The sequence below is a fragment of the Ottowia sp. genome, assembly GCF_046348305.1.
Taxonomy (GTDB): domain Bacteria; phylum Pseudomonadota; class Gammaproteobacteria; order Burkholderiales; family Burkholderiaceae_C; genus Ottowia.
The window spans coordinates 203,481-229,848 of record NZ_JAXMEM010000003.1; the positions used below are offsets into that span (position 1 = coordinate 203,481).

Annotated in this window: 22 protein-coding genes; 10 read left to right on the plus strand and 12 right to left on the minus strand. The window is 68.8% G+C overall.

All coding sequences use genetic code 11. From position 1 onward, the window contains the following. Positions 1-5 precede the first annotated feature (5 nt). Entirely contained in the window at positions 6-419 is a 414-nt protein-coding gene (locus U1F38_RS01075) for a YbaN family protein (RefSeq protein WP_409985203.1), read from the plus strand. A 55-nt stretch (positions 420-474) separates the two neighbouring features. On the opposite strand, the gene ggt is transcribed toward U1F38_RS01075, so the two are convergent. Together ggt and U1F38_RS01085 are read right to left on the minus strand one after the other, a co-directional pair. Then, positions 475-2,298: a gamma-glutamyltransferase gene (gene ggt / locus U1F38_RS01080; RefSeq protein WP_409985204.1), complete on the minus strand. Its 1,824-nt coding sequence runs from the start codon at positions 2,296-2,298 to the stop codon at positions 475-477. Positions 2,299-2,414: 116 nt separating this feature from the next. Then, positions 2,415-4,175, minus strand: a complete 1,761-nt coding sequence (locus U1F38_RS01085) for an AMP-binding protein (protein WP_409985205.1) — start codon at positions 4,173-4,175, stop codon at positions 2,415-2,417. 234 nt (positions 4,176-4,409) lie between these two features. On the opposite strand from U1F38_RS01085, the gene U1F38_RS01090 reads away from it, so the two are divergent. Continuing rightward, positions 4,410-4,937, plus strand: a complete 528-nt coding sequence (locus tag U1F38_RS01090; protein WP_409985206.1) for a deaminase — start codon at positions 4,410-4,412, stop codon at positions 4,935-4,937. 45 nt (positions 4,938-4,982) lie between these two features. On the opposite strand, the gene icmF is transcribed toward U1F38_RS01090, so the two are convergent. Together icmF and U1F38_RS01100 are read right to left on the minus strand one after the other, a co-directional pair. Next, entirely contained in the window at positions 4,983-8,276 is a 3,294-nt protein-coding gene (icmF, locus tag U1F38_RS01095) for a fused isobutyryl-CoA mutase/GTPase IcmF (RefSeq protein WP_409985207.1), read from the minus strand. Positions 8,277-8,317: 41 nt separating this feature from the next. Next, on the minus strand, positions 8,318-9,151 hold the full coding sequence (locus U1F38_RS01100; RefSeq protein ID WP_409985208.1) for a PPK2 family polyphosphate kinase: 834 nt from the start codon (positions 9,149-9,151) through the stop codon (positions 8,318-8,320). 174 nt (positions 9,152-9,325) lie between these two features. Here U1F38_RS01100 and U1F38_RS01105 point away from each other — a divergent pair, with 174 nt between their 5' ends. Further along, positions 9,326-10,465 carry an MBL fold metallo-hydrolase gene (locus U1F38_RS01105; protein WP_409985209.1) on the plus strand — a complete coding sequence of 380 codons (1,140 nt, stop codon included), beginning with the start codon at positions 9,326-9,328 and terminating at the stop codon, positions 10,463-10,465. Between the two features lie 954 nt (positions 10,466-11,419). Here U1F38_RS01105 and U1F38_RS01110 read toward each other — a convergent pair. Beyond that, positions 11,420-12,871 carry an amidase gene (locus U1F38_RS01110; RefSeq protein ID WP_409985210.1) on the minus strand — a complete coding sequence of 484 codons (1,452 nt, stop codon included), beginning with the start codon at positions 12,869-12,871 and terminating at the stop codon, positions 11,420-11,422. A gap of 119 nt (positions 12,872-12,990) precedes the next feature. After that, complete coding sequence (lysM, locus tag U1F38_RS01115; RefSeq protein WP_409985211.1) at positions 12,991-13,473, minus strand: peptidoglycan-binding protein LysM; 483 nt, start codon at positions 13,471-13,473, stop codon at positions 12,991-12,993. A gap of 113 nt (positions 13,474-13,586) precedes the next feature. Here lysM and U1F38_RS01120 point away from each other — a divergent pair, with 113 nt between their 5' ends. Further along, positions 13,587-14,366 carry a type III pantothenate kinase gene (locus U1F38_RS01120; RefSeq protein ID WP_409985212.1) on the plus strand — a complete coding sequence of 260 codons (780 nt, stop codon included), beginning with the start codon at positions 13,587-13,589 and terminating at the stop codon, positions 14,364-14,366. A 4-nt stretch (positions 14,367-14,370) separates the two neighbouring features. On the opposite strand, the gene U1F38_RS01125 is transcribed toward U1F38_RS01120, so the two are convergent. Together U1F38_RS01125 and U1F38_RS01130 are read right to left on the minus strand one after the other, a co-directional pair. Then, a complete protein-coding gene (locus U1F38_RS01125; protein WP_409985213.1) occupies positions 14,371-15,468 on the minus strand; it encodes a M14 family metallopeptidase in 1,098 nt (365 codons plus the stop codon). 94 nt (positions 15,469-15,562) lie between these two features. Next, entirely contained in the window at positions 15,563-16,807 is a 1,245-nt protein-coding gene (locus U1F38_RS01130; RefSeq protein WP_409985214.1) for a M20 aminoacylase family protein, read from the minus strand. Between the two features lie 103 nt (positions 16,808-16,910). Here U1F38_RS01130 and U1F38_RS01135 point away from each other — a divergent pair, with 103 nt between their 5' ends. After that, positions 16,911-17,999, plus strand: a complete 1,089-nt coding sequence (locus U1F38_RS01135) for an aminopeptidase (protein ID WP_409985215.1) — start codon at positions 16,911-16,913, stop codon at positions 17,997-17,999. A 204-nt stretch (positions 18,000-18,203) separates the two neighbouring features. On the opposite strand, the gene U1F38_RS01140 is transcribed toward U1F38_RS01135, so the two are convergent. After that, complete coding sequence (locus U1F38_RS01140) at positions 18,204-18,458, minus strand: acyl-CoA-binding protein (RefSeq protein WP_409985216.1); 255 nt, start codon at positions 18,456-18,458, stop codon at positions 18,204-18,206. Positions 18,459-18,533: 75 nt separating this feature from the next. Here U1F38_RS01140 and U1F38_RS01145 point away from each other — a divergent pair, with 75 nt between their 5' ends. After that, the gene (locus U1F38_RS01145) at positions 18,534-19,619 is read left to right on the plus strand and encodes an acyltransferase family protein (RefSeq protein WP_409985217.1); all 1,086 of its coding nucleotides are present in this window, start codon (positions 18,534-18,536) and stop codon (positions 19,617-19,619) included. Here the strand turns inward: U1F38_RS01145 and U1F38_RS01150 are convergent. The 3 genes from U1F38_RS01150 to U1F38_RS01160 are packed head-to-tail and all read right to left on the minus strand — an operon-like array spanning position 19,598 to position 22,003. Next, on the minus strand, positions 19,598-20,287 hold the full coding sequence (locus tag U1F38_RS01150; RefSeq protein WP_409985218.1) for a TetR/AcrR family transcriptional regulator: 690 nt from the start codon (positions 20,285-20,287) through the stop codon (positions 19,598-19,600). The genes U1F38_RS01145 and U1F38_RS01150 overlap by 22 nt on opposite strands. 5 nt (positions 20,288-20,292) lie before the next feature. Beyond that, positions 20,293-21,462 carry a DUF3108 domain-containing protein gene (locus U1F38_RS01155; RefSeq protein ID WP_409985219.1) on the minus strand — a complete coding sequence of 390 codons (1,170 nt, stop codon included), beginning with the start codon at positions 21,460-21,462 and terminating at the stop codon, positions 20,293-20,295. Positions 21,463-21,493: 31 nt separating this feature from the next. Further along, positions 21,494-22,003 carry a phasin family protein gene (locus tag U1F38_RS01160; protein WP_409985220.1) on the minus strand — a complete coding sequence of 170 codons (510 nt, stop codon included), beginning with the start codon at positions 22,001-22,003 and terminating at the stop codon, positions 21,494-21,496. A gap of 158 nt (positions 22,004-22,161) precedes the next feature. Between U1F38_RS01160 and rfbB the strand changes: the two genes are divergently transcribed. The 4 genes from rfbB (at position 22,162) to U1F38_RS01180 (ending at position 26,368) form a co-directional block, all read left to right on the plus strand. Beyond that, positions 22,162-23,232, plus strand: coding sequence for a dTDP-glucose 4,6-dehydratase (gene rfbB / locus U1F38_RS01165; protein ID WP_409985221.1), 1,071 nt, complete (start codon positions 22,162-22,164; stop codon positions 23,230-23,232). After that, positions 23,229-24,122 (plus strand): dTDP-4-dehydrorhamnose reductase, encoded by an 894-nt coding sequence (gene rfbD, locus U1F38_RS01170; protein ID WP_409985222.1) that lies wholly within the window; start codon positions 23,229-23,231, stop codon positions 24,120-24,122. Before rfbB ends, rfbD begins: the two co-directional genes overlap by 4 nt. Before the next feature lie 5 nt (positions 24,123-24,127). Continuing rightward, entirely contained in the window at positions 24,128-25,030 is a 903-nt protein-coding gene (gene rfbA, locus U1F38_RS01175; protein WP_409985223.1) for a glucose-1-phosphate thymidylyltransferase RfbA, read from the plus strand. A 228-nt stretch (positions 25,031-25,258) separates the two neighbouring features. After that, on the plus strand, positions 25,259-26,368 hold the full coding sequence (locus U1F38_RS01180) for a DegT/DnrJ/EryC1/StrS family aminotransferase (protein WP_409985224.1): 1,110 nt from the start codon (positions 25,259-25,261) through the stop codon (positions 26,366-26,368).

Consider the following 26,368-nt stretch of genomic DNA (forward strand, 5'->3'; position numbering starts at 1 on the left):
ATTCGATGCCAAAACCCCTTGCCCCTGCCGCGCCACCGCGTCTGCGCCATCACCAGCGCGTGGTGATGGGGCTGTGGCGCTTGCTGGCCGTGGCGGCCTTTGCCCTGGGCGTGGTGGGCGCTTTCTTGCCGGTGTTGCCGACGGTGCCGTTCCTGCTGGTGGCGGCCTGGGCCGCGGGCAAGGGCTGGCCGGCTTTCGAGGCCTGGCTTTTGCGCCACCCGCGCTTTGGCCCGCCGGTGCAGCGCTGGCGCGAGCGCGGCGCGGTGTCGCGCCCGGCCAAGTGGCTGGCCGTCGTCACCATGGCGGCCAGCGCCGGCGTGCTGCAGCTGTTCGACTCCGTGGCGCCGTGGGTGCGCATCTTCGTGCCGCTGTTCCTGCTGGCGATGGGCATCTGGCTGTGGCTGCGGCCGGAGGAATAGGGCGCCATGAAAAAGCCCGCCGGGCGGCGGGCTTTGGGCGGGCGTGGTGCTGCGCTCAATACCCCAGCGTCTTGCCGTCGGGGTTGCGCGGGTCGGAGTAGCCCCACAGCTCGTTGCCGTGCACCTGGATGGTCTGGGTGCGGCCCATGGTCGGCTTGATGACGACGTTCTGGCCCTTGTCCTTGAGCAGCCGGATGGTGTCGGTCGAGAAGCCTTTTTCAATGCGCAGCTCGTCGGGCGTCCACTGGTGGTGAAAGCGCAGTTGCGACGCCGCCTCGGCCGGGTTCATGCCGAAGTCGATGCCATTGACGATCTGCTCCAGCACGGTGGTGATGATGCGCGGCCCGCCGGGGCTGCCGGTGACCAGCCAGGGCTTGCCGTCCTTCAGCACGAAGGTGGGCGTCATGGACGACAGCGGGCGCTTGCCGGCGGCCACGGCATTGGCGTCGCCGCCGATCACGCCATAGGCGTTGGGCACGCCGGGCTTGGCCGAGAAGTCGTCCATCTCGTTGTTGAGCATGATGCCGGTGCCGGGCGCCACGATGCCGCTGCCGAAGTTGGTGTTGAGCGTGTAGGTGACGGCCACCATGTTGCCGGCCTTGTCCACCACCGAGTAGTGCGTGGTCTGGTCGCTCTCGTAGGGCTGCGGCTTGCCGGCGCGAATCTCCTTGGCGCTGCGGGCCTTGTCGGCGCTGATCTGTGCGGCCAGCGCGTCGGCGTACTTCTTGCTGGTCAGGCCGCTCAGCGGAATCTGGACGAAGCCCGGGTCGCCCAGGTATTCGGCGCGGTCGGCATAGGCCAGCTTCATGGCCTCGGCCATGTGATGCACGGTGTTGGCGCTGTTCAGGCCCCAGTCCTTGATGGGCCAGCGCTCCATGATGTTGAGGATTTGCACCAGGTGCGCACCGCCCGAGGAGGGCGGGGGCATGGTGACGATCTCGTAGCCGCGGTAGGTGCCGCGCACCGGCTCGCGCTCGACGACCTTGTAGTTCTTCAAGTCCTGCAGCGTCATGGGGTTGCCGTTTTTGGCCATGTCGGCGGCGATCTTGTGGGCGATCTCGCCCTCGTAGAAGGCCCTGGCGCCGTCGCGGGCGATCAGGCGCAGCGAGTGGCCCAGGTCTTTCTGCACCAGCCTGTCGCCAGCCTTCAGGGGCGCGCCGTTGCGCCAGTAGATGGCCTTGGTGGCGGGCCACTTGCCCATGTTCTTGGTTTCTTGCTGCAGCACCTTGGCCAGCGTTTCGCTCACCGGATAGCCCTTTTCGGCCAGCTCGATGCTGGGCCTGAGCAGCTTGGTCAGCGGCTGCGTGCCCCACTTTTGCAACGCGTGCGTCATGCCCGCCACGGTGCCGGGCACGCCGATGGCGTAGTGGGTGTAGAGCGACTTGCCGTCGATCACCTTGCCACTGGCGTCCAGGTACATGTCGCGGCTGGCGGCCGCCGGGCCCACTTCGCGGAAGTCCACCGCCACGGTCTTGGCAGTCTTGGCGTCGTACACCATCATGAAGCCGCCGCCGCCCACGTTGCCCGCATTGGGCAGGGCCACGGCCAGCGCAAAGCCGATGGCCACGGCGGCATCGACCGCATTGCCGCCGGACTTGAGCACATCCAGGCCGATCTTCGAGGCCAGCTCCTGCTCGGTGGCCACCATGCCGTGGCGTGCCACCACGGGGTGGAACACGTCCATGTCGAAGTCGTAGGCCGCGGCAGCGGCCTGGGCCGCCGCCGTGGGCGAGGCAGCGACCGGGGCGGCGGAGGCGGGCGCAACGGCTGCGATCGGGGTTGCCGTGGCGGGCGGCGGCGCGGCAGGCGGGGTGCTGCACGCGGCCAGCACGGCCAGGGCCAGGCCGGCCAGCAGCAGTTTGGGGGTGGGTTGGGCCATCAGTCTCTCCTCGCGAACAAAAATACGGTACAGCGGCGCCAGGGGCGTCGCTGCGGGCTATTTTTCACGGGCTCGGGCGGCTCGTCCTGCGGGCAAACCCGAGGGCGAGCGCTTGCTTACGTTTTGAGATCGGGAAAGTCGTCTTCGAAGAACTCGAGCGGGTCCTTCGCGCCGCGCTCGCGCCGGCCGGACTCGGTCTGGCGCAGCTCCACGCGGCGGATCTTGCCCGAGATGGTCTTGGGCAGCTCGGTCACGAACTCGATGCGGCGCACCCGCTTGTAGGGCGCCAGCGCCTGGCGCGCAAAGGCCAGGATCTCGCGCGCGGTCTGCGCGTCGGCCCGGCTGCCCTGCGCGAGGATGATGAAGGCCTTGGGCACGGCCAGCCGCACCGGGTCGGGGCTGGGGACGACCGCCACCTCGACCACGCTCGCGTGCTCGATCAGCGCGCTTTCCAGCTCGAACGGGCTGATGCGGTAGTCGCTGGCCTTGAACACGTCGTCGGCGCGGCCGACGAAGGTGTAGTAGCCGTCGGCATCGCGCTGCGCCACGTCGCCGGTACGGTAGTAGCCGCCGTGCATGACCTCGGCGGTGCGCTCGGCGCTGTCCTCGTAGCCGGCCATCAGGCCCAGTGGGCGGCCGGTGCCCGGGTGGCCGCCGGGCGCGTCGCCGGGTGGGTCGTCGAGCCTGAGGCAGACCTCGCCCTCGTCGGATTCCTCGCCGTTCACGTCGAGCAGTGCCACGCGGTAGCCCGGCATGGGCAGGCCCATCGAGCCGGGCTTGACGGCCAGGCCCGGCGCGTTGCCAACGATGGCGGTGGTTTCGGTCTGGCCGTAGCCGTCGCGCAGCGTCAAGCCCCAGCTCGACTTGATCTGCTCGATGATCTCGGGGTTGAGCGGTTCGCCGGCGCCAATCACCTCGCGCAGGCTCAGCTTGCCGCGCCAGGAGGCCAGGTCTTCCTGGATCAGCATGCGCCACACGGTGGGCGGCGCGCACAGGGTGTCCACGTCGCAGCGCGCCAGGGTCTCCAGCAGGGCCGGGGCGGCAAAGCGCGCCGTGTTGTGGATGAAGATGCAGGCGCCCGCGTTCCAGGGCGCGAAAAAGCAGCTCCACGCGTGCTTGGCCCAGCCCGGCGAGGAGATGTTCATGTGGATGTCGCCGGGCTTCAGGCCGATCCAGAACATGGTGGACAAGTGCCCCACCGGGTAGCTCTGGTGCGTGTGCAGCACCAGCTTGGGCTTGGACGTGGTGCCCGAGGTGAAATACAGCAGCAGCGGGTCGCTGGCCTGCGTGGGGCCGTCGGGCGTGAAGGCCTCGCTGCCCTGGCGGCTGTCCGCAAACGCCGTCCAGCCCGCCAGCGGCGCGCCGACGCCGATGCGCGTGTAGGCGCCGGGCACCTGCGCGAACTTTTCCTGGTGCACCTCGCCTGCGACGACGTGGCGCACGTGCCCGCGCTCGATGCGGTCGCGCAGGTCCTCGGGCGTCAGCAGCGACGAGGCCGGAATGACCACTGCGCCCAGCTTGAAGGCGGCCAGCATGGTCTCCCACAACGGCACCTCGTTGCCCAGCATGAGCAGCACGCGATCGCCGCGGCGCACGCCCAGGCCGCGCAGCCAGTTGGCCACCTGGTTGGAGCGCGCGGCCATTTGCGCGTAGCTGATCTTCTGCTCGCCCGCGCCCTCGTTCACGATCCACAGCGCCGGCGCATTGCCGTCCTCGCGTGCCAGGCGGTCGAAGTGGTCGAGCGCCCAGTTGAACTGCGTCAAGCGCGGCCAGCGAAAGCTGGCGCCCAGTGCGGCCTGTTCCTCGCGGTGCGCCAGCAGGTGGTCGCGGGCGGCGCGGAAAGCGGTGGCCGAGGGTGTCGGGGTGGCGTTGCTCATGCTCTGTCTCCTTGGCGTGATGGCCGCGCGCCGCCCCGGTCGTTCGCCGGCGAGGACAGCCGCGTCACCCGAGTGTGCACCATTGCGCGGCGTTCGTTGGCAACCCGGGTCGCACTGTGGCAATTGGCGGCGGCCGCGCATCTCGTGTATCGATCCATGCTGGTTTCAGGCGTGGCGTGCCGTATTCTCGGGTGATCGCCTTGCCGCTCAAGCTGTCCTTGAAGGAACCCGACGATGCCGCGCCTTGCCGCTCAAGCCTCCCAGTTGCCCACGGAGCAGGACCTTGCCCTGCTGCGCCGAACGATTGCCCTGTCGGAGCAATCCAGGGCGCGCGGGCGGCATCCCTTCGCGGCCCTGGTGGCCGATGAGCACGGCAACGTCATCAGCGAGGCGGGCAACAACTCGATGCCGCCCGAGGGCGACCCGACGCAGCATGCCGAGCTGGTGGCGGCGGCCAAGGCGGCCCGCCTGCGCACGCCGCAGCAGCTGGCGCGCGCAACCCTCTACACCAGCGCCGAGCCCTGCTGCATGTGCGCCGGCGCGGTGTACTGGACGGGCATCGGGCGCGTCGTGTACGCCCTGTCCGAGCATGCGCTGCTGGGCCTGACCGGCGACCATCCGGAAAACCCGACTTTTTCTCTGCCCTGCCGCGAGGTCTTCGCGCGCGGGCAGCGGGCGGTGGCCGTGCTGGGCCCGCTGCTGGAGGACGAGGCCGCCGCAGCGCATCGGGGGTTCTGGACCCACGCTGCGCCGGACGAGTGATTCCAGGCCCCGCGCCCGCATTGGCGATGCGGAGCCGCCCCGTTGTCACATGCTGCGCCGGTACTGCCCGCCCACCTCGAACAAGGCCGTGGTGATCTGGCCCAGAGAACACACGCGCACGGCGTCCATCAGCACCTCGAACACGTTGGCGTTGTCGATCACGGCCTGCTGCAGGCGTTTGAGCATCGCCGGCGCCTCGGCGGCGTGGCGCTGGTGGAAGTCCTGCAGGCGCGTGAGCTGGCTCTGTTTTTCTTCCTCGGTCGAGCGCGCCAGCTCGATGTGCTCGGGCACCGGGTCGCCATGCGGGTTGCGGAAGGTGTTGACGCCGATGATGGGGTATTCGCCCGAGTTCTTCAGCATCTCGTAGTACAGGCTTTCTTCCTGGATCATGCCGCGCTGATAACCCGTCTCCATGGCGCCCAGCACGCCACCGCGCTCGCTGATGCGCTCGAATTCCGATAGCACGGCTTCCTCGACCAGCTCGGTCAGCTGCTCGATGATGAAGGCGCCCTGGTTGGGGTTCTCGTTCTTGGCCAGGCCCCATTCGCGGTTGATGATGAGCTGGATCGCCATGGCGCGGCGCACCGATTCTTCGGTCGGCGTGGTGATGGCCTCGTCGTACGCGTTGGTGTGCAGGCTGTTGCAGTTGTCGTAGATGGCGATCAGCGCCTGCAGCGTGGTGCGGATGTCGTTGAAGGCGATCTCCTGCGCGTGCAGGCTGCGGCCGGAAGTCTGGATGTGGTATTTCAGCTTTTGGCTGCGCTCGTTGGCGCCGTATTTTTCCTTCATGGCCACGGCCCAGATGCGGCGCGCCACGCGGCCCATCACGGTGTACTCGGGGTCCATGCCGTTGCTGAAGAAGAACGACAGGTTGGGCGCGAAGTCGTCGATGTGCATGCCGCGTGCCAGATAGGCCTCGACCAGCGTGAAGCCGTTGGACAGCGTGAAGGCGAGCTGGCTGATCGGGTTGGCGCCGGCCTCGGCAATGTGATAGCCGCTGATGCTGACCGAATAGAAGTTGCGCACGTTGTGGTGCACGAAGTATTCGGCAATGTCACCCATCACCTTCAGGCTGAACTCGGTCGAGAAGATGCAGGTGTTCTGGCCCTGGTCTTCCTTCAGGATGTCGGCCTGCACGGTGCCGCGCACATTGGCCAGCACCCATTCGCGGATCTTGGCGGCCTCGGTGTCGGTGGGCTCGCGGCCGTTGTCCTGCTTGAACTTGGCCAGGTTCTGGTCGATGGCGGCGTTCATGAACATCGCCAGGATGGTGGGCGCCGGGCCGTTGATGGTCATCGACACCGAGGTCGTCGGGCTGCACAGATCGAAGCCGTCGTACAGCACCTTGATGTCGTCCACCGTGGCGATGGACACGCCCGAGTTGCCGACCTTGCCGTAGATGTCGGGCCGCGGGTCGGGGTTGGCGCCGTACAGCGTGACCGAGTCGAAGGCCGTGGACAGGCGCTTGGCCGGCATGCCTTCGGAGACCAGCTTGAAGCGGCGGTTGGTGCGGAAGGCGTCGCCCTCGCCGGCGAACATGCGCGTCGGGTCCTCGCCCTCGCGCTTGAAGGCAAAGGTGCCGGCGGTGTAGGGGTAGCTGCCCGGCACGTTGTCCAGCATCAGCCACTTCAGGATTTCGCCGTGGTCCTCGAACGTGGGCAGCACCACCTTGCGGATGGGGGTGCCCGACAGCGACTTGGTCGTGAGCGCCGTACGGATTTCCTTGTCGCGGATCTTCACCACATACTCGTCGCCGGCGTAGGCCTGTTGCATCGCAGGCCACTGCTCCAGCAGCTTTTTGGCGTCGTGGTCCTGGCGCGCCGCGCGGGCCTCGGCCAGCGCCAGCACGGTGCCCTGCGCGCCGCTTTTCTTGGCGTCGTCCTCGTGCAACATGCGGGCGCTTTCGCGCAGTTGCTGCACCTCGCGCGCCAGCCGCGCCTGGGCCTGCACGCGCTTCTTGTAGCCGCGCACGGTTTCGCCGATTTCGGCCAGGTAGCGCACGCGCTGCCCCGGCACGATGGGGGTCTGGCTGGTGCTGTGGCGGGTGCGGACGGGCGCCAGGCGGCCTTCCTTGACTGGCAGGCCCAACGCAGCCAGGCGGGGCTTGAGCGCCTGGTACAGCGCCGTCACGCCATCGTCGTTGAAGTGCGAGGCCTGGGTGCCGAACACCGGCATTTCATCGGGGCGCTTGCCAAAGGCCTCGCGGTTGCGCTGCATCTGCTTGGCCACGTCGCGCAGCGCGTCCATGGCGCCCTTGCGGTCGAACTTGTTGATGGCCACGAACTCGGCAAAGTCCAGCATGTCGATTTTTTCGAGCTGGCTGGCGGCGCCGTATTCGGGCGTCATCACGTACATCGGCACATCCACCAGCGGCACGATGGCCGCGTCGCCCTGGCCGATGCCGGGCGTCTCGACGATCACCAGATCGAACCCGGCCGCCTTGCACGCGGCAATGATGGCGGGCAGGGCGGGCGTGACTTCGCCGCCCGCCTCGCGCGTGGCCAGGCTGCGCATGAAAACCCTTTGCCCACTGGCCCAGGGGCTGATGGCGTTCATGCGGATGCGGTCGCCCAGCAGCGCGCCGCCCGACTTGCGCCGGCTGGGGTCGATGGAAATCAGCGCCACGCGCAGGCTGTCGTCCTGGTCCAGCCGCAGGCGGCGAATCAGCTCGTCGGTCAGGCTGGACTTGCCCGCGCCGCCGGTGCCGGTGATGCCCAGCACGGGCGCCTTGCTCTTGGCCGCAGCGGCTTGCACGGCCTTGAGCAGGGCCGCATCGGCGTGGCCGTTTTCCAGTGCGGTGATGAGCTGCGCCAGCGCGCGCCAGGCGCTCTCGCTCTGGCCTTCGATGGCCTTGATGCCTTTGGGCGCGTGGCCCGACAAGTCCTTGTCGCAGCGCATCACCATCTCGCCGATCATGCCCTTCAGGCCCATGCGCTGGCCGTCCTCGGGGCTGAAGATGTGCGCCACGCCGTAGTCCTGCAGCTCGCGGATTTCGGCCGGCACGATCACGCCGCCGCCGCCGCCATAGACCTGGATCTGCTCGCCGCCGCGCTTTTTCAGCAGGTCGATCATGTACTTGAAGTACTCGACGTGGCCGCCCTGGTAGCTGCTGATGGCGATGCCCTGCACGTCCTCCTGCAGCGCGGCGGTGACGATCTCGTCCACGCTGCGGTTGTGCCCCAGGTGGATCACCTCGGCGCCCATGCCCTGGATGATGCGGCGCATGATGTTGATGGCCGCATCGTGGCCGTCGAACAGCGATGCGGCGGTGACGAAGCGCACCTTGTTCTTGGGGCGGTACTCGGCCAGGGCCTTGTAGTCGGCGGACAGATCGGTCATGGGTTATCTCCTGTGATTTTGATGGCTTGTGGCGCTTGCTGCTATTGCACGATGAGCCCTTTCAGCTGAGGGTCGTCGGGCGGATAGCGCAGCTGAAGGGATTGGAGTTTGTCGCGCACCAGGGTGGCGATCATCAGGTTGCGGTGCGTCTTGCTGTTGGCGGGCACGATGGTCCAGGGCGCCCAGTCGGTGGAGGTGGCGCGCAGCAGGTCTTCATAGGCGCGCTGGTATTGCTTCCACTGCTTGCGCACGTCCAGGTCGCCCATGCTGAACTTCCAGTGCTTGCTCGGGTCATCGACACGCTCTTGCAGGCGCACGCGCTGTTCGTCCTGGCTGATGTGCAGCATGAACTTCAGGATCACGGTGCCGGTCTCGCACAGCAGGCGCTCGAAGTCGTTGATCTGGCGGTAGCGCTGTTCGGTGGTCTTGTCGTCGATCCAGCCATTGACCACCGGCACCAGCACGTCCTCGTAGTGGCTGCGGTTGTGGATCATGAATTCGCCGGCGGCCGGCATCATGGCGTGGATTCGCCACAGGTAGTCGTGGCTGCGCTCCAGCGTGCTGGGCGCCTTCCAGCCGTGCGTGCGCACGCCCAGCGGGCTGGTTTCCTTGAACACGGCGCGGATCGTACCGTCCTTGCCGGCGGCGTCGGTGCCCTGCAGCAGCACCAGCAGCTTGAAGCGGGCGTCGGCGTAGAACATGTCCTGCAGCGCGTCGATCTCGTGCGTCAGATCGGCCACGCGGGCCTTGTCGGCCTCCTTGTCGCCGCTGGAATACGGCTTGGCCGCCGGGTCGCAGTCCTGCAGGGCAAAGCCCTTGCCGCCCACCGGCACCTGCCAGCGGCCCATGTCCTTGGAAGCGTTCTTCGTCGCCATGCGTTCGGCATCCGTCCTGGGTTGTTCTTGAGTTGACGTTTACGTAAACGTCATATTATGCGGACTTGGCCCGGCAAAGGCCAGCCCCGCGCGCGCATTTCGAAGCCTCTTTGTACAGGATCGCGGGGCAAGCCGCCGGTGGCGCCGGCTGCTGCGCCGTTCTACACTGCACCCATGAACCCGACCCAGCTCTTCGACCCCGCCTCCAGCACCTACACCTACGTGCTGTCCGATGCGTCCACGCGCGAGGCGCTGATCATCGACCCGGTGGACGAGCAACTCGAGCGCGATCTGGCCACGCTGGAGCGAATGGGGCTGTCGTTGAAGTGGGCCGTCGAAACCCACGCCCACGCCGACCACATCACCAGTGCCGCCAGGCTGGCCGAGCTGACCGGTGCGCGCACGGCCGCGCCCGCCGGCTGCAACGTCGGCACGGCGGCGCGGCAACTTCGGGACGGCGACGAGCTGCGCTTCGGCGGCGAGACCCTGCGCGTGCTGCACACGCCGGGCCACACCGCCGGCAGCGTGTGCTTCCTGTGGACGCCGAAGGACCAGCCGGAGCCGGCCCACGTGTTCACGGGCGACACGCTGCTGATCCAGGGCTGCGGGCGCACCGACTTCCAGTCGGGCGACGCCGGCCAGCTGTACGACAGCATCACGCAAAGGCTGTTCACCCTGCCGGCCACCACCATCGTCTGGCCGGCGCACGACTACCACGAGCGCTTGCAGTCCACCATCGGCGCCGAGAAGGCCACCAACCCGCGCCTGGCGGGCAAGACGCGCGAGCAGTTCATCGCCCTGATGAACGACTTGCACCTGCCGCGCCCGCGCCGCATCGACGAGGCCGTGCCGGCCAACCAGCGCTCGGGCCTGCGCCAGGACGCGGGCGCTGCCGTGCCGGCCGAAGGCGAGGTGCGGCCCGCGACAGGTTACGCCGGCGACATCGATCCGGGCACCGCCTACGCCTGGATGCAGGGCGGCCGCGCCGTGCTGGTGGACGTGCGCACCGATGCCGAGCGCGAATGGGTGGGCTTTGTCCCCGGCGCGCTGGCGGCGGCCTGGAAGCAGTGGCCCGGCATGGCGATGAACGCCGAATTCGACGCTCAGGTGCGCGCCGCGGCCGCCGAAGGGCAGTCACTGGCCATGCTGTGCCGCAGCGGCGTGCGCTCCATCGCCGCCGCGCGCCGCGCCACGGAGCTGGGTTTGACGGCCTACAACATCGTCGGCGGCTTCGAGGGCGACCTGAACGAGCAGGCCCAGCGCGGCCAACTGGGCGGTTGGCGCAAGGCCGGGTTGCCGTGGAAGCAGAACTGAACGACTGACTTCTTCTCCCTCGCCCCTTTGGGGAGAGGGTGGGGGTGAGGGGCCGCCGGCGTTGGAATTGTTGGCCTGTGTTCGATGTCCGGTTGATGCTGCGTTTTTCGGCTGGCCGGGATATGCGCCCGGCGGCGCACCTCCTTTTCTTGTACGCACAAGAAAAGGAGGCAAAAGAAAGCGCCCCCACGTCTGCGACCCCTGCGCTTCGCTGCGGGGCAAACCTGCGTCGCAACGCTTGCGGGGTGCGCCGCAGAACTCGCTGCGTTCACTTCGTTCACTGCGCTCAAACAACCGCGGCGAGTCAGTCCACGAAGCGCGTGCATGCTGCGCTGCACGCGCCACCCCGCAAGCGCCGCGCCGCAGGCGCAGCCTCAAGGGGGAGGGAAAACCATTCGGGCCATCGCTGCGCTCGGCCCCAGGTTTGGCTGTTGGCGGGGCCGAGCGCAGCGATGGCCCGGGTTGGAGTTGAACTCCCCTCTGGCCGTGCCGAGAAGCGCAGGGCGTGGGGCGGGCATGGGCAGCGCAGCATGCCCATGCATCGTGATCTGGCTTGCTGCGGTTGTTTGAGCGCAGTGAACGAAGTGAACGCAGCGAGTTCCGCAGCACCGCCCCGCGCGCGAGCATCGCAGGTTGCCCCGAAGCGAAGCGCAGGGGACACGGCCAGTGGGGTCGCCTTTCTTTGGTTCCTTTCTTTGGCGAGTCAAAGAAAGGGACTGCGCCGCCGGGCGCATATCCCGGCCAGCGGAAGCCAGCAGAAATCACTGCCGATCGGACAACAGCGAACGGATGCAACGCCGAGCCCCTCACCCCAGCCCGGGGGTTGGCGGCGAGACGCCGCCACTCTTCAGGCCGTCCAGTTCCGCGCTGGCGGAACCGGAGCCGCGGCCTTCAGCCCCAAAGGGGCGAGGGAGCAAGACCTCACCCCAACGCTCTCCCCAAGGCGCCAGGGAGTCAACCCTCGATCGGCGGCTCCACCGCCAGCCAGTCGCCAATCACCGCCTCGTAGGCGGCGGCCAGCCGCAACACGCCCGCATCGTCCTGCGGCCGGCCGATCAGTTGCAGGCCCATGGGCAGGCCGGCGGCGTTGAAGCCCGCCGGCACGCTGATGCAGGGCAGGCCGGCGAAGGTGGCGTAGATGACGACTTCCATCCAGCGGTGATAGGTGTCCATGGCGCGGCCGGCGATCTGGCGCGGCCAGCGCTCGCTGGCGTCGAAGGGCCAGACCTGGGTGGTGGGCAGGGCCAGGAAATCGTGGTGCTCGAACAGGCGCAGCATCTGCTGGTGAAACTGCGTGCGCGTGACGCTGGCGGCCATGAACTGCGCGGCGCTGCAATGCTGGGCCTGCTCGTGCTCCCACAGCGCCTCGGGCTTGATGTGGGCGCGGTTGCCGTCCTTCAGCAGGAACGGCGCGATGCGCGAGGCCACCAGCACGCGCCGCCAGACGAGCCAGGCGTCCCACACGCGTTCGGGCGGCATGCCCAGCGCGGCGGGCTCGACGGCGCAGCCCAGGCCCTGCAAGCGCTCCAGCGCGCGGGCGCAGGAGTCCAGGATGCCGGGCTCCATCGGCAGATGGCCGTCCAGGTCGGCCAGCCAGCCGATGCGGGCATTTTTTGGGTCAAAAGTGGCCCCAGCGCCCTCCAGGTGTGCGCCATCAGCTATCGATAGGGGAGTATTTGGCGACCACCCGGCCTGCGTGGCCAGCAGGCGCGCCACGTCGCGCACGCTGCGGCCCATGGGGCCCTCGGTGCCCAGCTGGCTGATCCACACGTCCTGCACCGGCCACATGGGCACGCGGCCCTGCGAGGGCCGAAAGCCGAACACGTTGGCCCACGCCGCAGGGTTGCGCAGGCTGCCCATGAAGTCGGAGCCGTCGGCCACCGGCAGCAGGCGCAGCGCCAGGGCCACGGCTGCGCCGCCGCTGGAGCCGCCGGCCGACTTGCCCGGGTCGTAGGCGTTGACGGTGGTGCCGAAGACTTCGTTGAAAGTGTGCGAGCCCAGGCCGAACTCGGGCGTGTTGCTCTTGCCGATGACGATGCAGCCCGCCTGCTTCATGCGCGCGACCATCAGGCCGTCCTCGCGGGCGACGAAGTGCCGCATCAGCGGCGAGCCCAGCGTGGTCGGCAGGCCGGCGGCGTTGGCCAGATCCTTGATCGCCTGCGGCACGCCGTGCAGCCAACCGCGCGAGTGGCCTTGCGCCAGCTCGGCGTCGCAGGCGTCGGCCTCGGCCAGCAGCGCGTCATGAGGCCGCAGCGACACCAGCGCGTTGGCCTGCGGGTTCAGGCGCTCGATGCGCGCCAGATAGGCCTGCATCACCTCGCGGCACGACAGGTGGCGGGCGTGAATGGCGTCGGACAGGGCACTGGCGTCCAGCGCGGTGATGGGCTCGTCGGCGGGGGCGTTCATGCCGGCACTCTACGCCCCCACGCCGCGGTGTGGCACAAAAAACAAGGCACCCGCAGGCGCCTTGTTTTGATGAAATCAGGCTGCAACGCGCACTCGACGCGCGCAAGCAGCTATAAATTTCAAAGTGCCGGAATGCGCAGCTTCTGCCCCGGGTAGATCTTGTCGGGGTGCGTCAGCATGGGCTTGTTGGCCTCGAAGATGACCGGGTACTTGTTGGCGTCGCCGTAGTACTTCTTGGCAATGGCCGACAGCGTGTCGCCGCGCACCACGTCGTGGTATTGCGAGGCGGTGCCGGCGGGGTATTGCAGGTTGTTGTCCACCCCGCTCACGCTGGCCACGTTGCCGGCGGCAAGCCCCGCTTTTTCGGCGGCCTCCTGGCTGGGCGCGCTGCCGGCCAGGGTGACCTTGCCGCTGGCGCCGTCAAAGCCCACGTCCAGGCCGATCACGCCCAGGTTCTGCGCCTCGATGTAGGCCTTGATGGCGTCGGCCGCTTTCTGGTTCAACTCGGCCACGTTGGGCGCGCCGCTGGCGGCGGCCTGCTCGACTTCCTTGGCGCCAAACAGCTTCTCGCCGGCCTCCTTGATGAAACTGAACAATCCCATGCTGACTCTCCTTGCGGTTGGTGTGGGGTGGACGAAAACGCCCACTGTAACGCCCGCCGTGGCGCTGCAAATCGCTGGAGTCGGGCGGGCATCTGCGCTTATATTGCATCCCCATGACATTTTTGGCGATCGATGTCGGCAACACGCGACTGAAATGGACGCTGTACGAGCGCCCGGCCGTGGGCGCGCCGGTGCTGGCGCATGGGGTCGAGTTTCTGGAGCAGCTCGACGGCCTGGCCGAAGGGGCCTGGGCCAAGCTGCCCGAGCCCACGCGCATGCTGGGCTGCATCGTGGCGGGGCAGGCCGTCAAGCATCGCGTGCAGGAGCAGATGGAGCGCTGGGAGGTCGAGCCGCGCTGGGTGGTCGCGTCCGAGGCCGAGGCGGGCCTGACCAATGGTTACGATTTTCCGGCCCGCCTGGGCGCCGACCGCTGGGTGGCCATGATCGGCGCGCGCCACCACATGCTGGCGCGCGGCCCGGCGCGGCCGATCCTGCTGGTGATGGTGGGCACGGCGGTGACGGTGGAGGCCATCGATACCAGCGGGCGCTTTCTGGGCGGGCTGATCCTGCCGGGCCACGGCATCATGCTGCGCGCGCTCGAATCGGGCACCGCCGGCCTGCACGTGCCCACGGGCGAGGTGGTGGAGTTTCCGACCAACACCAGCGACGCGCTGACCTCGGGCGGCACCTATGCCATTGCCGGCGCCTGCGAGCGCATGTTTCGCCACCTGTTTCTGCGCTGCGGGGCCGAGCCCCTGTGCCTGATGACCGGCGGCGCGGGCTGGAAGATGATGCCCTCGATGATGCGGCCCTACGAGCTGATCGACAACCTGATCTTCGACGGCCTGCAGGTGATCGCGCAGGAGCGCGAAGCGCTGGTAAGCCGGTTTTGACGCCTCACAGGCTCTCAGGCGCCTGCAAGCCATCCACCGCCTGAAACAGCGCCTGCCGCGCCTGGCTGACGACCTGGCCCTTCCAGGCGTCGGTGTCGGTGTAGAAGGCGCGCAGCATCCGCGCGTGGATGGCCGCCGCCAACTCGGCCGGCGCCTCGGGGTGTTGCGCCAGCCAGTGGTCGCCGCGCAGGGCGTCCAGCACTTCCGTCACGGGCTCGGTGCCGTATTCCATCGCGATGCCGGTGTACTGGGCCTGCGGCGCGGCGTCGTGGATGCTCTCCCACATCAGGCCCGTCAGCAGCGCGCTGGTCGATGAGCCGTCATAAATCGAGGTGACCTGCTCGCCCCACCAGCGCTTGGCGCGGGCGATGGATGGCGCGTCGTTGCCCCCGGCCCAGATGCGCTCGCCCACGCCGCTCGGCCCCAGGCCGGTGTGCAGGTCGATCCAGGCCACGCGCCGCGCCGTGGCCGCGTGCCGGGCCAGCACGGCGCGCAGCGTCTGGTTGCTCCAGGTGGGCGCGCGGCCGCCGTAAAACAGGCCGTCTTCAAACTCGTGCTGCCCGCCCGAGATGGCGGCCTGCCAGGCCGGCAGGCCATCTTGCGCGATGAAGGCCTGCACGGCGGCCTGGTTGGCGGCGTCGGGCGGCCACACCGCGGGCAGCAGCAGCGGGTGTACGCGCGCATAGGCAGCGTTGGCGGGCAGCGGGCGGCTGAAGTCGTGGAAGTTGCGGTTCAGGTCCACGTTCTCCTGCGTCACGCGGCGGATGTGCGAAAAGCCCCAGGGGTTGAGCGCGTGGATGTACAGCACCGCCACGCCGGCATCGCGGGCCTTGGCGCGCCAGTCCTGGTCGTGCAGGGCAAACACCTGCACGCCACTGCCGCAAAAGCCCTCCACGCCGTGGCAGGCGCTGCTGACGATCAGCAAATGCTCGCTGCCGGCAGCGCCATCCAGCGCCACGTCCATGGCCAACTGCTCGCCGTCCCGGCCCGGCAGCGGGTGATTGACGGACTCGATGCGCGTGCTGGCGGTGGCCGCGGCTTCGAGGAACTTGACGCGCGCCTGGGCGTAGCTGGCGGAAAAGGCGCTGGGGATGGAGATCATGGGGCGCGGATGGACAACTCGTTTGCGGGTGATGCGCTGCTGGCCCCCACCCCAACCCTCCCCCAGCGGGGGAGGGGGCAAGACAGGGCAGGGGTCAGGGCTTGCCGGGCATCGGGCGGTCAGCCGGTGGCGTGTGCGCCAGCCAGGCCTGCGCCAGTTGCACCCAGTAGGTGGCGCCCAGCGGGATCAGCTCGTCGTTGAAGTCGTAATGCGGGTTGTGCAGCGTGCAGGGCCCTGCGTCGTGGCCGCCGCCGGCGTAGCTGCCGCGGTGCGCGCCCGAGCCGTTGGCGATGAAGCAATACGCGCCCGGCTTGACCTGCAGCATGTAGGCGAAGTCCTCGGCGCCCAGGGTGGGCTCCTGCGCCACGGCCTTGTCCGCACCGACGATGCCGCTCATCACCTGGCGGCAGAACTCGGCCTCGTACGCGGTGTTGACGGTGGGCGGATAGTTGCGCACGAACTCGAAGGCGCATTGCGCGCCGAACGCGGCGGCCACGCCCTCGGCAATCTCCTTCATGCGCCGCTCGATCAGGTCCAGCGTCTCGTAGGTGAAGGTGCGCACCGTGCCCTGGATCTCGCAGGCGTCGGGAATCACGTTGGTGGCCTCGCCGGCGTGGATCATGGTGACCGAGATCACGCCCGCGTCCACCGGCTTCTTGTTGCGCGAGACGATGGTCTGAAAGCCCTGCACCACCTGGCAGGCGATGGGCACCGGGTCGGTGCCCATGTGCGGCATGGCGGCGTGACCGCCCTTGCCGGTGATCGTGATCCTGAATTCGTTGCTCGACGCCATGACGGGCCCGGCGCTGACCGCGAAGGTGCCCACGTCGCTGCCTGGCCAGTTGTGCATGCCGAACACCGCTTCCATCGGAAACTGCTTGAACAGCCCGTCCTTGATCATCTCGCGCGCACCGCCGCCGCCCTCCTCGGCGGGCTGGAAGATCAGGTACACCGTGCCGTCGAAGTCGCGGTGCTTGGCCAGGTGCTGGGCCGCCGCCAGCAGCATGGCGGTGTGGCCGTCATGGCCGCACGCGTGCATCTTGCCGTGGATGGTGCTGGCGTGTGCAAAGGTGTTGAACTCGGTCATGGGCAGCGCGTCCATATCGGCGCGCAGGCCGATGGCCCTGCTGCTCTTGCCGCCGTCGCGCCCGTGCACGATGCCCACCACGCCCGTGGTGCCCAGGCCGCGGTGGATGGGAATGCCCCATTCGGTCAGCTTGGCGGCCACCAGGTCGGCCGTGCGCACTTCCTCGAAGCACAGCTCGGGGTGGGCATGGATGTCGCGCCGCAATTGGGTGATGGCCGCGGCGTTGGCCAGGATGGGTTCGATGAGGTTCATGCCCGCAGTCTAGCCGTCCTCGCGCGCTTTTGCATCCCGGCCCGGCGGGTGGAGAATTGCCGCGGTCATGACCGTCGCTTGTTCTCTTTCATGGCGCGCCCCGTTGCAGCGCGCACTGCTGCTGTTGGTCGCCGCGCTGCTGGCAGGATGCAGCACCATCGACTACTACGCGCAGGCGGTGCAGGGCCATCTGGCGCTGATGCGGGCCGCGCGCCCCATCGACGACTGGCTGCGCGACCCGGCCACCCCCGCAGCCTTGAAGGCGCAACTCAAGCGGGCCGAGCGCATGCGGGCATTTGCCGTGACCGCGCTGGACTTGCCCGACAACGCCAGCTACCACGGCTATGCCGACCTGCACCGCGCCGCCGCCGTGTGGAACGTGGCCGCCGCGCCGGTGGACTCGCTCACGCTCAAGCGCTGGTGCTTTCCGGTGCTGGGCTGCGTGGGCTACCGGGGCTACTACGACCAGGCGGCGGCGCAAGCCATGGCGGCCCAGCTGCGCACGCAGGACGGCCTGGAGGTGACGGTGTACGGCGTGCCGGCGTACTCCACCCTGGGCTGGATGAACTGGGCCGGCGGCGATCCGCTGGTGTCCACCATCATCGCCTGGCCCGAGGGGGCGCTGGCGCGCATCGTGTTCCACGAGCTGGCGCACCAGCGCGTGTACGCCAAGGGCGACACCATGTTCAACGAGTCCTATGCCACGGCCGTAGGCCGCCTGGGCGCCGCGCAGTGGCTGGCCGGGCACGCCGACGACGCGGCCCGCCGCGCCGACGCGCGCTGGCAGGCGCATCAGCAGGCGTTTCGCGCCCTGACGCGCGCCACGCGCGCCGAGCTGGCCGCGATTTATGACAAAAAAGGCCCGGAAGGGCTTTCGGAGTCTGCGCTGCTAGCTCTCAAAACAGAAGCGATGGCGCGCTTTCGCGAGCGCTACCAGGCGCTCAAGGCGCGCTGGGCCGCCGCCGGCATGCCCTACGACGGCTACGACGCCTGGGTGGCGCACGCCAACAACGCCAGCTTTGCGCTGCAGGCGGCGTACGACGAATGGGTGCCGGGCTTCGAGGCCCTGTTTGCGCAGGAGGGTCGCGACTGGCCGCGCTTTCACGCGGCCGTGCAGCAGCTGGCGGAATTGCCCCAGGCCGAGCGCGATGCGCAGTTGCGTGCCCTGACGGCAGTGCAAGTGCGCGATTGAGGGGGCCTCGCTCACGCCATCTCAACAATCGACGGTGCTGCGCGTCACAGCCGCAGCGGATGATGCCCAAAGAGCCGAGAGGCCGCAGAGCAGGCCAGGCCAGCGATCGCCGTGGCCGGGGTTTCCCCGGTCACTGGCGATGCCACCTGCAAGGGGGTGGGCGAAACATCGCGCAGCGAGTGCAGACTGGGGGTGTGCTTGATCTCAGCGCAGCGTTGCGAACAAATCGAGGTACTGCTGCATCGCGTCCTCGCTGGACGTGCCCTCGAGCTTCTTCCACGCATCCCACTTGGCGCGCGCCACCAGGTCGGCAAAGCCGGGCTTGTCGCGCTCGTTGTCGCCCTCGGTGGCCTGCTTGTAGGCGGCGTACAGCTTGAGCAGCGTGGCGTTGTCGGGGCGGGTGGTCAGCTTTTGCGAATCGGCAAAGGCCTGGTCGAAGCGGGCTTTGAGGTCGGACATGGGACGTTGGATGCGAGAGTGGGCGGGTGCGCATGGTAGCGTGGCGCGCGTCCGACTCGGGATAATCACCCGGCGATGACCACGGCCACCAGTCCCTCTCGATTCGCGCGCGACGACGATCGGCGCGTGGTGTTCCTGGACTATCTGCGCATCTTCGCCTTCGTTTCCGTGCTGGTGGGCCACAAGTTCGCCGAGCCGCTGCAAGCGGCCATGGCCGACCCGACTTCGCCCGGCCACCGGGCGGCGCGCCTGTCCTGGCCCTGGGTGCAGGGCGGCGGGGTGGGAGTGCTGGTGTTTTTTCTGGTGTCGGGCTACGTGATCACTCAGGTGCTGCAGCGCGAGCGCACAGCCGAGTTTCTGGTCAAGCGGGCGTTTCGCATTTATCCGTTGTACGTCACCGCGGTGCTGATGGAGGCCGCTGGCCTGTGGGGCATGGGCAAGCGCCCCGACTGGCACGAGTTGGGGCCGCAGCTGCTGCTGATCGGCGACTGGACGGGCACGCCTTACGCGCTGGGCGGGGTGGAGTGGACGTTGCGCATGGAGGTGGGTTTCTACGTGTTCATGGCGCTCCTGCAAGCCGGTGGCGCCGTGCGGTGGCGCCAGGGCGTCTTGTTGCCCGCCCTGTATGCAGCCATGGTCGTCGGCTTGTTCTGGCTGGGCCCATGGCCGACGCACCAGGAGTGGACACGGGGCTACGGGACCTTGTATTTCCCTTTCCTGTTGCTGGGCTCGGTGCTCTGGTTGCGTGAGCATCGGGTGGTGGGGTGGGTCACGCTGGCGGCGTTCGGGCTGCTGGTGTTCGTGCTGCATGACCGTGGCCTGCATGCCTGGCAGCCGCGCTGGCTGGATGCCGGGTTCGCGCAACGCGCCGTGGCCTTGTTCGTGCTGCTGTGGACGCTGCGGCCCTGGCTTCCGGCGGGCGCAGGAGTGCTGTGGTGGTCGGGCCTGACCTACGCGGTGTATTTGCTGCACTACTGGATGTTCGACTGGTTTCGCAACGCCGCCGGGTGGGCCGGCGCCGGCCCTGTTGCGGCGCAGGGGCTGGCGTTGCTGGCCTTGCTGGTGGTGTGCGCTGCGCTGGTACGCAGCGTGGAGCAACCGGCCATCGGAGCGGGGCGACGGCTTGCGCGCCGACTGGGCTACGGCAAGGGCGGCGCCTGATAGGCCTGCAACAACGCCTGCAGGTGCATGCGTGCGCTATCCTCCAGGTGCGGCAACAACAGGCTCATGACGTGGTAGGCCCCGCGCAGCAGTGCGTCCTGCGCGTTGTCGGGCTCCAGGGCGCTGCGCGGCTGCAACACGTATTCATAGCTCAGCCAGTAGGTCAGCACCACCACCATGCTGGCGGCAATGGCGTCCTGGCGGCGCTCGACATCGGCCGCCGCGGGCTTGTCGGGGGCGGGGGCCGGCGCGTCGGCATGCAAGTGGTCCAGCACCTGCCGCAGCGCCGCCTTCTTGCGCATCAGCAGGGCCGGAAAGTGCGTCTCCAGATGGCGGTTGCGCGACAGCAGGTGGTTGAGGTCGCGGTAGAAAAAGCGGTACTGCCAGATCAGCTCGAACAGCGAGTGCAGGAAGAACCACGCGTCCTCGACGTCGCGTACGTCGTCGGCCGCCGCCAGCAGCTCGGCCAGCGCGCGCTCGAACTGCTCGAACAGCGTGTTGATCAGCTCGTCCTTGGACGGGTAGTGGTAGTACAGGTTGCCCGGGCTGATGCGCAGCTCGCCGGCGATCATCGAGGTGGATGTGTTGGGCTCGCCAAAGCGGTTGAACAGCTCCAGCGACGCGGCCAGGATGCGTTCGGCGGTGCGGCGGGGGGCCTTGCGGGTCATGGCGTTCAGCGGGGCGGCTGGGCCGGAATGGCCGCGGCGGCGCTGGGGGTGGGCAGGGCGATGGCCGTGCTTAGCCTCGAGTCCACACGGTCGCCGTCGGGCTCCGTGATCATCAGCCGGACCGGCAGATAGTCGAGCGAGCGGCCGAGCCAGACCTCGATGCGTGCGTCCTGGGCGTCTTGCGGGGTGTGCAGCAGCCGCACGGCGGGCACGTTCTTGCCGCCCAGCACGCTGATGTCTTCGTCGGCCAGCACCGTGAAACGCCACTGGCCCGGGCCCCGCACATGCGCGGCGGGCAGCTCGATGACGCTGCCTTCGGGATAGCGCGCCGGATCGCCCCCCAGCAAGCTGCCCAGTTGCAGCAGCACACCCAGCCGGTCCTGCACGCCGGGTTTCAGCTGCGCGCTGGTGTCGCTGGCGCCGAAGCTGATGATGCGCGTGTCGTAGTCAAAGCGCGAGGGCGTTCCTTCGTAACCCAGCCGGGTTGACACCGGTGCCAGGCCTTGCGCCGTCACCAGGCCGGTGGTGATGCGCGTGCGGTCGCCGGTCTGGTTTGTGAACAGGCGCCACTCGGCGTCATACCAGCGGCCGTCCTGGCGCCAGTTCAGCGTGGTTGGGGTGTCCAGGGGCTGGCCGCCAATGACGCCGGTGGTTTGATAGGTCAACCAGGATGCGCGGGGGACACGGACCGGCGGGGCATCGCCCTGCGCTTGCTCGAAGGCCAGGACGACGTCGGCTTGGGTGTCGGTCAGCGGTGGCGTGATGGCCTTTTCAAGCGAGCCGCCGCCGAAGCCCACGGGAGACTTGACGGCAAACAGGCTGGATTCGATCGGCGCGGCGGCATCGGCGCGGGTGGGCGCCGGCTGCGGCTTGCTGGGGGCCTTGGGACTGGCTGACGTGCGATGCGCCGGCGGCCGCTTGGCCGCCGGCGTTGCCTGTGGCGCGCGGGTGGGCGGCGGCTCGGGTGCGCGCGGGTTGGCGGCGGGCGCCGGCGCCGGCGGGGTGATCAGGCGGGTCTCGAACACTTGCGTGTTCTGGCCCGCGCTCACGATGCGTTGCAGGCGTGGCAGGCCAAACAACAGCAGGGCGTGAACCGTCACGACCAGCAGAGTGACCGAAATCAGCTGGCGCCGGGACGATGCCGTCAACGAGGGGGAGGCAAGGGCAAGGCTCAAGATGGGGGTGCGTGTTGCGCGACCAAGGGGTTCAACGGGGCGAGCGGGGCTTGCGTCGCGCAGCGGCGGACGCGGATGCGGATGCGGGCGCGGGCGCGGGCGCTGCCGCGTCTGCGCTGGCGCGTTCGGCCAGCGCCTGCTCCAGGGCCTCGACGCGCCGGGTCAGTGCCACGATCTCCGGGGCTGTCGGCATGCCCATGCTGGCCAGCGCGCGCGCCACGCGGCCCTCGAAAATGCCGCCCAGCCGATCCCATGAACCCACTGCGCTGGCTTCGGCCGTCAGGCTGCCCATGCGTTGGGTGGCTTCGGTCCACTGCTCCTTGGCCAGGGCTTGCGTGCGCGCTTGCATCGCCAGGCCCTGCTGCACCAGCGATTCGAAGGCCTTGGCGCCTTCGGCCTGGGCGTTGGCTTGGGCGCTGGCGAGCGCCCCCAAGCCGGCCAGCCAGATGTTGTGGGTCGGCGCGTGCAGGGGCGCATCGGCTTGCGCGGGTGCGGCCGGCGCGTCGGGCGGGGGGGTGGTTTTGCGGGGTTTGGCGGTCATGGCGAGCGCTTGCGAAGGTGGCAAATGGGGTTGCAGGCCACACTGTAGCGGTTGCGGGCCTTGGGGTCTCGCATGAAATAATGACGGATTTCCTGCACGGCGCGCCCGTGGCGTCCATGCGTGGTCATGCGCGCAGACCCAGGCTGGAGGGCCCATTCATGATTCTCGTCACCGGCGGCGCCGGTTTCATCGGCAGCAACTTCGTGCTGGACTGGCTGGCCGGCTCGTCGGAGGCCGTGCTCAACCTCGACAAGCTGACCTACGCCGGCAACCGCGCCAACCTGGCGACGCTGCAGGGCGATGCGCGCCACGTCTTCGTGCACGGCGACGTGGGCGACAGCGCCCTGGTGGGCCGGCTGCTGGCCGAGCACCAGCCGCGCGCCATCGTGCACTTCGCCGCCGAGAGCCACGTCGATCGCTCCATCCACGGCGCGGGCGACTTCATCGACACCAACATCGTCGGCACCTTCCGCCTGCTGGAGGCCGCGCGCGCGTACTGGGGCGGCTTGCCTGAACCAGAGAAGGCGGCGTTTCGCTTCCTGCACGTCTCCACCGACGAGGTCTACGGCAGCCTGGCGCCGGATGCCCCGGCCTTCACCGAGCAGCACGTCTACGAGCCCAACAGCCCCTACAGCGCCAGCAAGGCCGCCAGCGACCACCTGGTGCGCGCCTGGCACCACACGCACGGCCTGCCGGTGCTGACGACCAACTGTTCCAACAATTACGGGCCGTTCCATTTCCCTGAAAAGCTCATCCCGCTGATGATCACCAACGCCCTGGCGGGCAAACCGCTGCCGGTGTATGGCGACGGCATGCAGGTGCGCGACTGGCTGTACGTGGGCGATCACTGCAGCGCCATCCGCCGCGTGCTGGAGGCTGGCCGTCCGGGCCAGACCTACAACGTCGGCGGCTGGAACGAAAAGCCCAACATCGACATCGTGCACACCATCTGCGCCCTGCTGGACGAATTGCGTCCGCGCGAAGGCGGCCAGAGCTATCGCGCCCAGATCGCCCACGTCAAGGACCGCCCGGGCCACGACCGGCGCTATGCCATCGACGCGCGCAAGATCGAGCGCGAGCTGGGCTGGCGCCCGGCTGAAACCTTCGACACCGGCATCCGCAAGACCGTGCAGTGGTATCTCGATCACCCCGATTGGGTGGCCCAGGTGCAGTCGGGCGCTTACCGCGACTGGGTGGCGACGCAATATGGAGCGGCAGCCAGCGCATGAACATCCTGCTGCTGGGCAAGAACGGCCAGGTCGGCTGGGAGTTGCAGCGCAGCCTGGCGCCGCTGGGCCGGGTGATTGCCCTGGATCGGCGTGGCGAGGGCAGCTTGTGCGGCGACCTGGCCGACCTGGACGGCCTGGCCGCCACCGTGCGCGCTGTGCAGCCCCAGGTGATCGTCAACGCCGCCGCCCACACCGCGGTGGATCGCGCGCAGGCCGAGCCCGAACTGGCCGAGCGCATCAACGCCCAGGCCCCCGCCGTGCTGGCGCGTGCGGCGGCCGCGTGTGGCGCGCTGCTGCTGCACTACAGCACCGACTACGTGTTTGACGGCAGCGGCCAAACGCCCTGGCAAGAGGGCGACGCCACGGGTCCGCTCAGCGTGTACGGGCGCACCAAGCTGGCGGGCGAGCAGGCCATCGTGCAATCGGGCTGCGTGCACCTGATCCTGCGCACCAGCTGGGTCTACGCCGCGCGCGGCGCCAACTTCGCCAAGACCATGCTGCGCCTGGCGGCCGAGCGCGAGCGCCTGACCGTGATCGACGACCAATGGGGCGCGCCCACCGGCGCCGAGCTGATTGCCGACGTCAGCGCCCACGCCATCGCACAGGTGCGCGCCGAACCCGCCAAGGCCGGCCTATACCATCTGGCCGCAGCCGGCGAGACCACCTGGTTTTCATATGCAAATCACGTGCTGGCGCAGGCCAGACAAGCGCAACCAGCTATCGAATTGAAAGCAACCGAAGTGGTCCCCGTGGCCAGCAGCCACTTTCCCACCCCGGCGCGTCGGCCGCACAATTCGCGGCTGGACACGCGCAAGCTGCAGGCGGCTTTCGGCCTGGTCTTGCCCCCTTGGCAAGCCGGCGTCAACCGCATGCTGCTGGAGATTTTGTAAGCACCATGAGCACCCCACGCAAAGGCATCATCCTGGCCGGCGGCTCCGGCACCCGCCTGCACCCGGCCACCCTGGCCATCAGCAAGCAGCTGCTGCCGGTGTACGACAAGCCGATGATCTATTACCCGCTGTCCACGCTGATGCTGGCCGGCATGCGCGACATCCTGATCATCAGCACGCCGCAGGACACGCCGCGTTTTCAGCAGCTGCTGGGCGACGGCAGCGCCTGGGGCATCCACCTGCAATACGCCGTGCAGCCCAGCCCCGACGGCCTGGCGCAGGCCTTCATCATTGGCGAAAAATTCGTGGCCGGCGCACCCAGCGCGCTGGTGCTGGGCGACAACCTGTTTTACGGCCACGACTTCGAGTTGCTGCTGTCCAATGCCCACGCGCGCAGCGAAGGCGCCACCGTGTTTGCCTACCACGTGCACGACCCCGAGCGCTACGGCGTGGTCGAGTTCGACGCCGGCGGGCGCGCCATCAGCATCGAGGAAAAGCCGCTCCAACCGCGCAGCAACTTCGCCGTCACCGGACTGTATTTTTACGACGGCCAGGTGGTTCAGATTGCCAAGTCGATCCAACCCAGCGCGCGCGGCGAGCTGGAAATCACCGCCGTCAACGACGCCTACCTCAAGCAAGGCCAACTCAACGTGCAGATCATGCAGCGCGGCTACGCCTGGCTGGACACCGGCACGCACGACAGCCTGCTGGACGCCGGCCAGTTCATCGCCACGCTGGAGCGCCGCCAGGGCCTGAAGGTGGCCTGCCCCGAAGAGATCGCCTGGCGCCGCGGCTTCATCGACGCCGCGCAGCTCGAGCGCCTGGCCGAGCCGCTGGCCAAGAGCGGCTATGGGCAGTACCTGCTGGGCTTGCTCAAAGACCGCGCCAATCCAAGCGCTCGCCGCTGAGATGAAACGACCCGAGCTCTCGCCGCGTCCCGGTATTTGCTCCCTCTCCCTCTGGGAGAGGGTGGGGGTGAGGGCCGGGGTCTGCGCAAGGGCACGGCGATTGCGGCGCGCTGCTGCCTCTCACCCCTGCCTCTCCCCGAAAGGGCGAGGGCGATCGGCCTGCCACTTGTCGGGCGTCCATGATGTTTCATGCCCTGCGGGTGGCGCGCAGCGCCATGGATAACTGACATGACCGAGCCCCCGCGCGTCCCGTTTTTCTCCGCCACCGGCGCCGCCTTTGGCGTCGACCTGGGCGCCTGCCTCAAGCAGGTGGCCGACAGCGGCTGGTACGTGCTGGGCCCCGGCGTGCGCGATTTCGAGGCCGCCTTTGCGCACTGCGTCGGCGTGGATCACGCCGTGGGTGTGGCCAACGGCACCGACGCCATCGCCCTGGCCCTGCGCGCGCTGGGGGTGGGCGCCGGCCAGCGCGTGCTGACGGTGGCCAACGCTGGCTGCCCCGGCAGTGCCGCCATCGCCCAGGTGGGCGCCGCGGTGGGCTGGGTCGATGTGGACGAGCAAAGCCTGACGATGGCGCCCCAGGCCCTGGCCACCGCGCTGGCCGCCGGCCCGGTGGCAGCGGTGCTCGTCACCCACCTGTATGGGCAAATGGCCGACCTGCCCGCCATTGCCGCGCTGTGCTGGAAGGCGGGCGTGCCGCTGATCGAGGACTGTGCCCAGGCCCACGGCGCCGCGCTTGAAGGTCGTCGTGCCGGCAGTTGGGGTGCTCTCGGCTGTTTCAGCTTCTACCCTACCAAGAACCTGGGCGCGCTGGGTGACGGCGGTGCGGTGGTGACATCGGACGCGGCCCTGGCCGAGCGCCTGCGCGCGCTGCGCCAGTACGGCTGGGCGCGCAAGTACGAGGTCACGCTGGCCGGCGGCGTCAACAGCCGCCTGGACGAGCTGCAAGCCGCCGTGCTGCATGCCAAGCTGCCGCGGCTGGACGCCGCCAACGCACGCCGGCGCGCCATTGCCGCGCGCTACAGCGCCGCGCTGGGCGAGCTGCCCCTGCGTTGCCCGAGCGCGCCCGGCGCCGAGCACGTGATGCATCTGTACGTCGTGCGCACGCCGCGCCGCGCCGCGCTGCAAGCGCACCTGGCCGCGCGCGGCATCGCCAGCGACGTGCACTATCCCATTGCCGACCACCTTCAGCCCATCTGGGCCGGCCGGCCCGTGCCCCAACTGCCCGTGACCGAGGCGGCCTGTGCGCAGGTGCTGTCGCTGCCCTGTTATCCCGGGTTGACCGACGCGCAGGCCGATGCCGTGATCGAGGCCGTGCGCGGTTTTTTTGCCAAGGATTGA

Excerpts from the sequence above, each read along its gene's own strand:
- U1F38_RS01075 (WP_409985203.1), top strand. The coding sequence starts at position 6 with ATGCCAAAACCCCTTGCCCCTGCCGCGCCACCGCGTCTGCGCCATCAC.
- ggt (WP_409985204.1), bottom strand. The coding sequence starts at position 2,298 with ATGGCCCAACCCACCCCCAAACTGCTGCTGGCCGGCCTGGCCCTGGCC.
- U1F38_RS01085 (WP_409985205.1), bottom strand. The coding sequence starts at position 4,175 with ATGAGCAACGCCACCCCGACACCCTCGGCCACCGCTTTCCGCGCCGCC.
- U1F38_RS01090 (WP_409985206.1), top strand. The coding sequence starts at position 4,410 with ATGCCGCGCCTTGCCGCTCAAGCCTCCCAGTTGCCCACGGAGCAGGAC.
- icmF (WP_409985207.1), bottom strand. The coding sequence starts at position 8,276 with ATGACCGATCTGTCCGCCGACTACAAGGCCCTGGCCGAGTACCGCCCC.
- U1F38_RS01100 (WP_409985208.1), bottom strand. The coding sequence starts at position 9,151 with ATGGCGACGAAGAACGCTTCCAAGGACATGGGCCGCTGGCAGGTGCCG.
- U1F38_RS01105 (WP_409985209.1), top strand. The coding sequence starts at position 9,326 with ATGAACCCGACCCAGCTCTTCGACCCCGCCTCCAGCACCTACACCTAC.
- U1F38_RS01110 (WP_409985210.1), bottom strand. The coding sequence starts at position 12,871 with ATGAACGCCCCCGCCGACGAGCCCATCACCGCGCTGGACGCCAGTGCC.
- lysM (WP_409985211.1), bottom strand. The coding sequence starts at position 13,473 with ATGGGATTGTTCAGTTTCATCAAGGAGGCCGGCGAGAAGCTGTTTGGC.
- U1F38_RS01120 (WP_409985212.1), top strand. The coding sequence starts at position 13,587 with ATGACATTTTTGGCGATCGATGTCGGCAACACGCGACTGAAATGGACG.
- U1F38_RS01125 (WP_409985213.1), bottom strand. The coding sequence starts at position 15,468 with ATGATCTCCATCCCCAGCGCCTTTTCCGCCAGCTACGCCCAGGCGCGC.
- U1F38_RS01130 (WP_409985214.1), bottom strand. The coding sequence starts at position 16,807 with ATGAACCTCATCGAACCCATCCTGGCCAACGCCGCGGCCATCACCCAA.
- U1F38_RS01140 (WP_409985216.1), bottom strand. The coding sequence starts at position 18,458 with ATGTCCGACCTCAAAGCCCGCTTCGACCAGGCCTTTGCCGATTCGCAA.
- U1F38_RS01145 (WP_409985217.1), top strand. The coding sequence starts at position 18,534 with ATGACCACGGCCACCAGTCCCTCTCGATTCGCGCGCGACGACGATCGG.
- U1F38_RS01150 (WP_409985218.1), bottom strand. The coding sequence starts at position 20,287 with ATGACCCGCAAGGCCCCCCGCCGCACCGCCGAACGCATCCTGGCCGCG.
- U1F38_RS01160 (WP_409985220.1), bottom strand. The coding sequence starts at position 22,003 with ATGACCGCCAAACCCCGCAAAACCACCCCCCCGCCCGACGCGCCGGCC.
- rfbB (WP_409985221.1), top strand. The coding sequence starts at position 22,162 with ATGATTCTCGTCACCGGCGGCGCCGGTTTCATCGGCAGCAACTTCGTG.
- rfbD (WP_409985222.1), top strand. The coding sequence starts at position 23,229 with ATGAACATCCTGCTGCTGGGCAAGAACGGCCAGGTCGGCTGGGAGTTG.
- rfbA (WP_409985223.1), top strand. The coding sequence starts at position 24,128 with ATGAGCACCCCACGCAAAGGCATCATCCTGGCCGGCGGCTCCGGCACC.
- U1F38_RS01180 (WP_409985224.1), top strand. The coding sequence starts at position 25,259 with ATGACCGAGCCCCCGCGCGTCCCGTTTTTCTCCGCCACCGGCGCCGCC.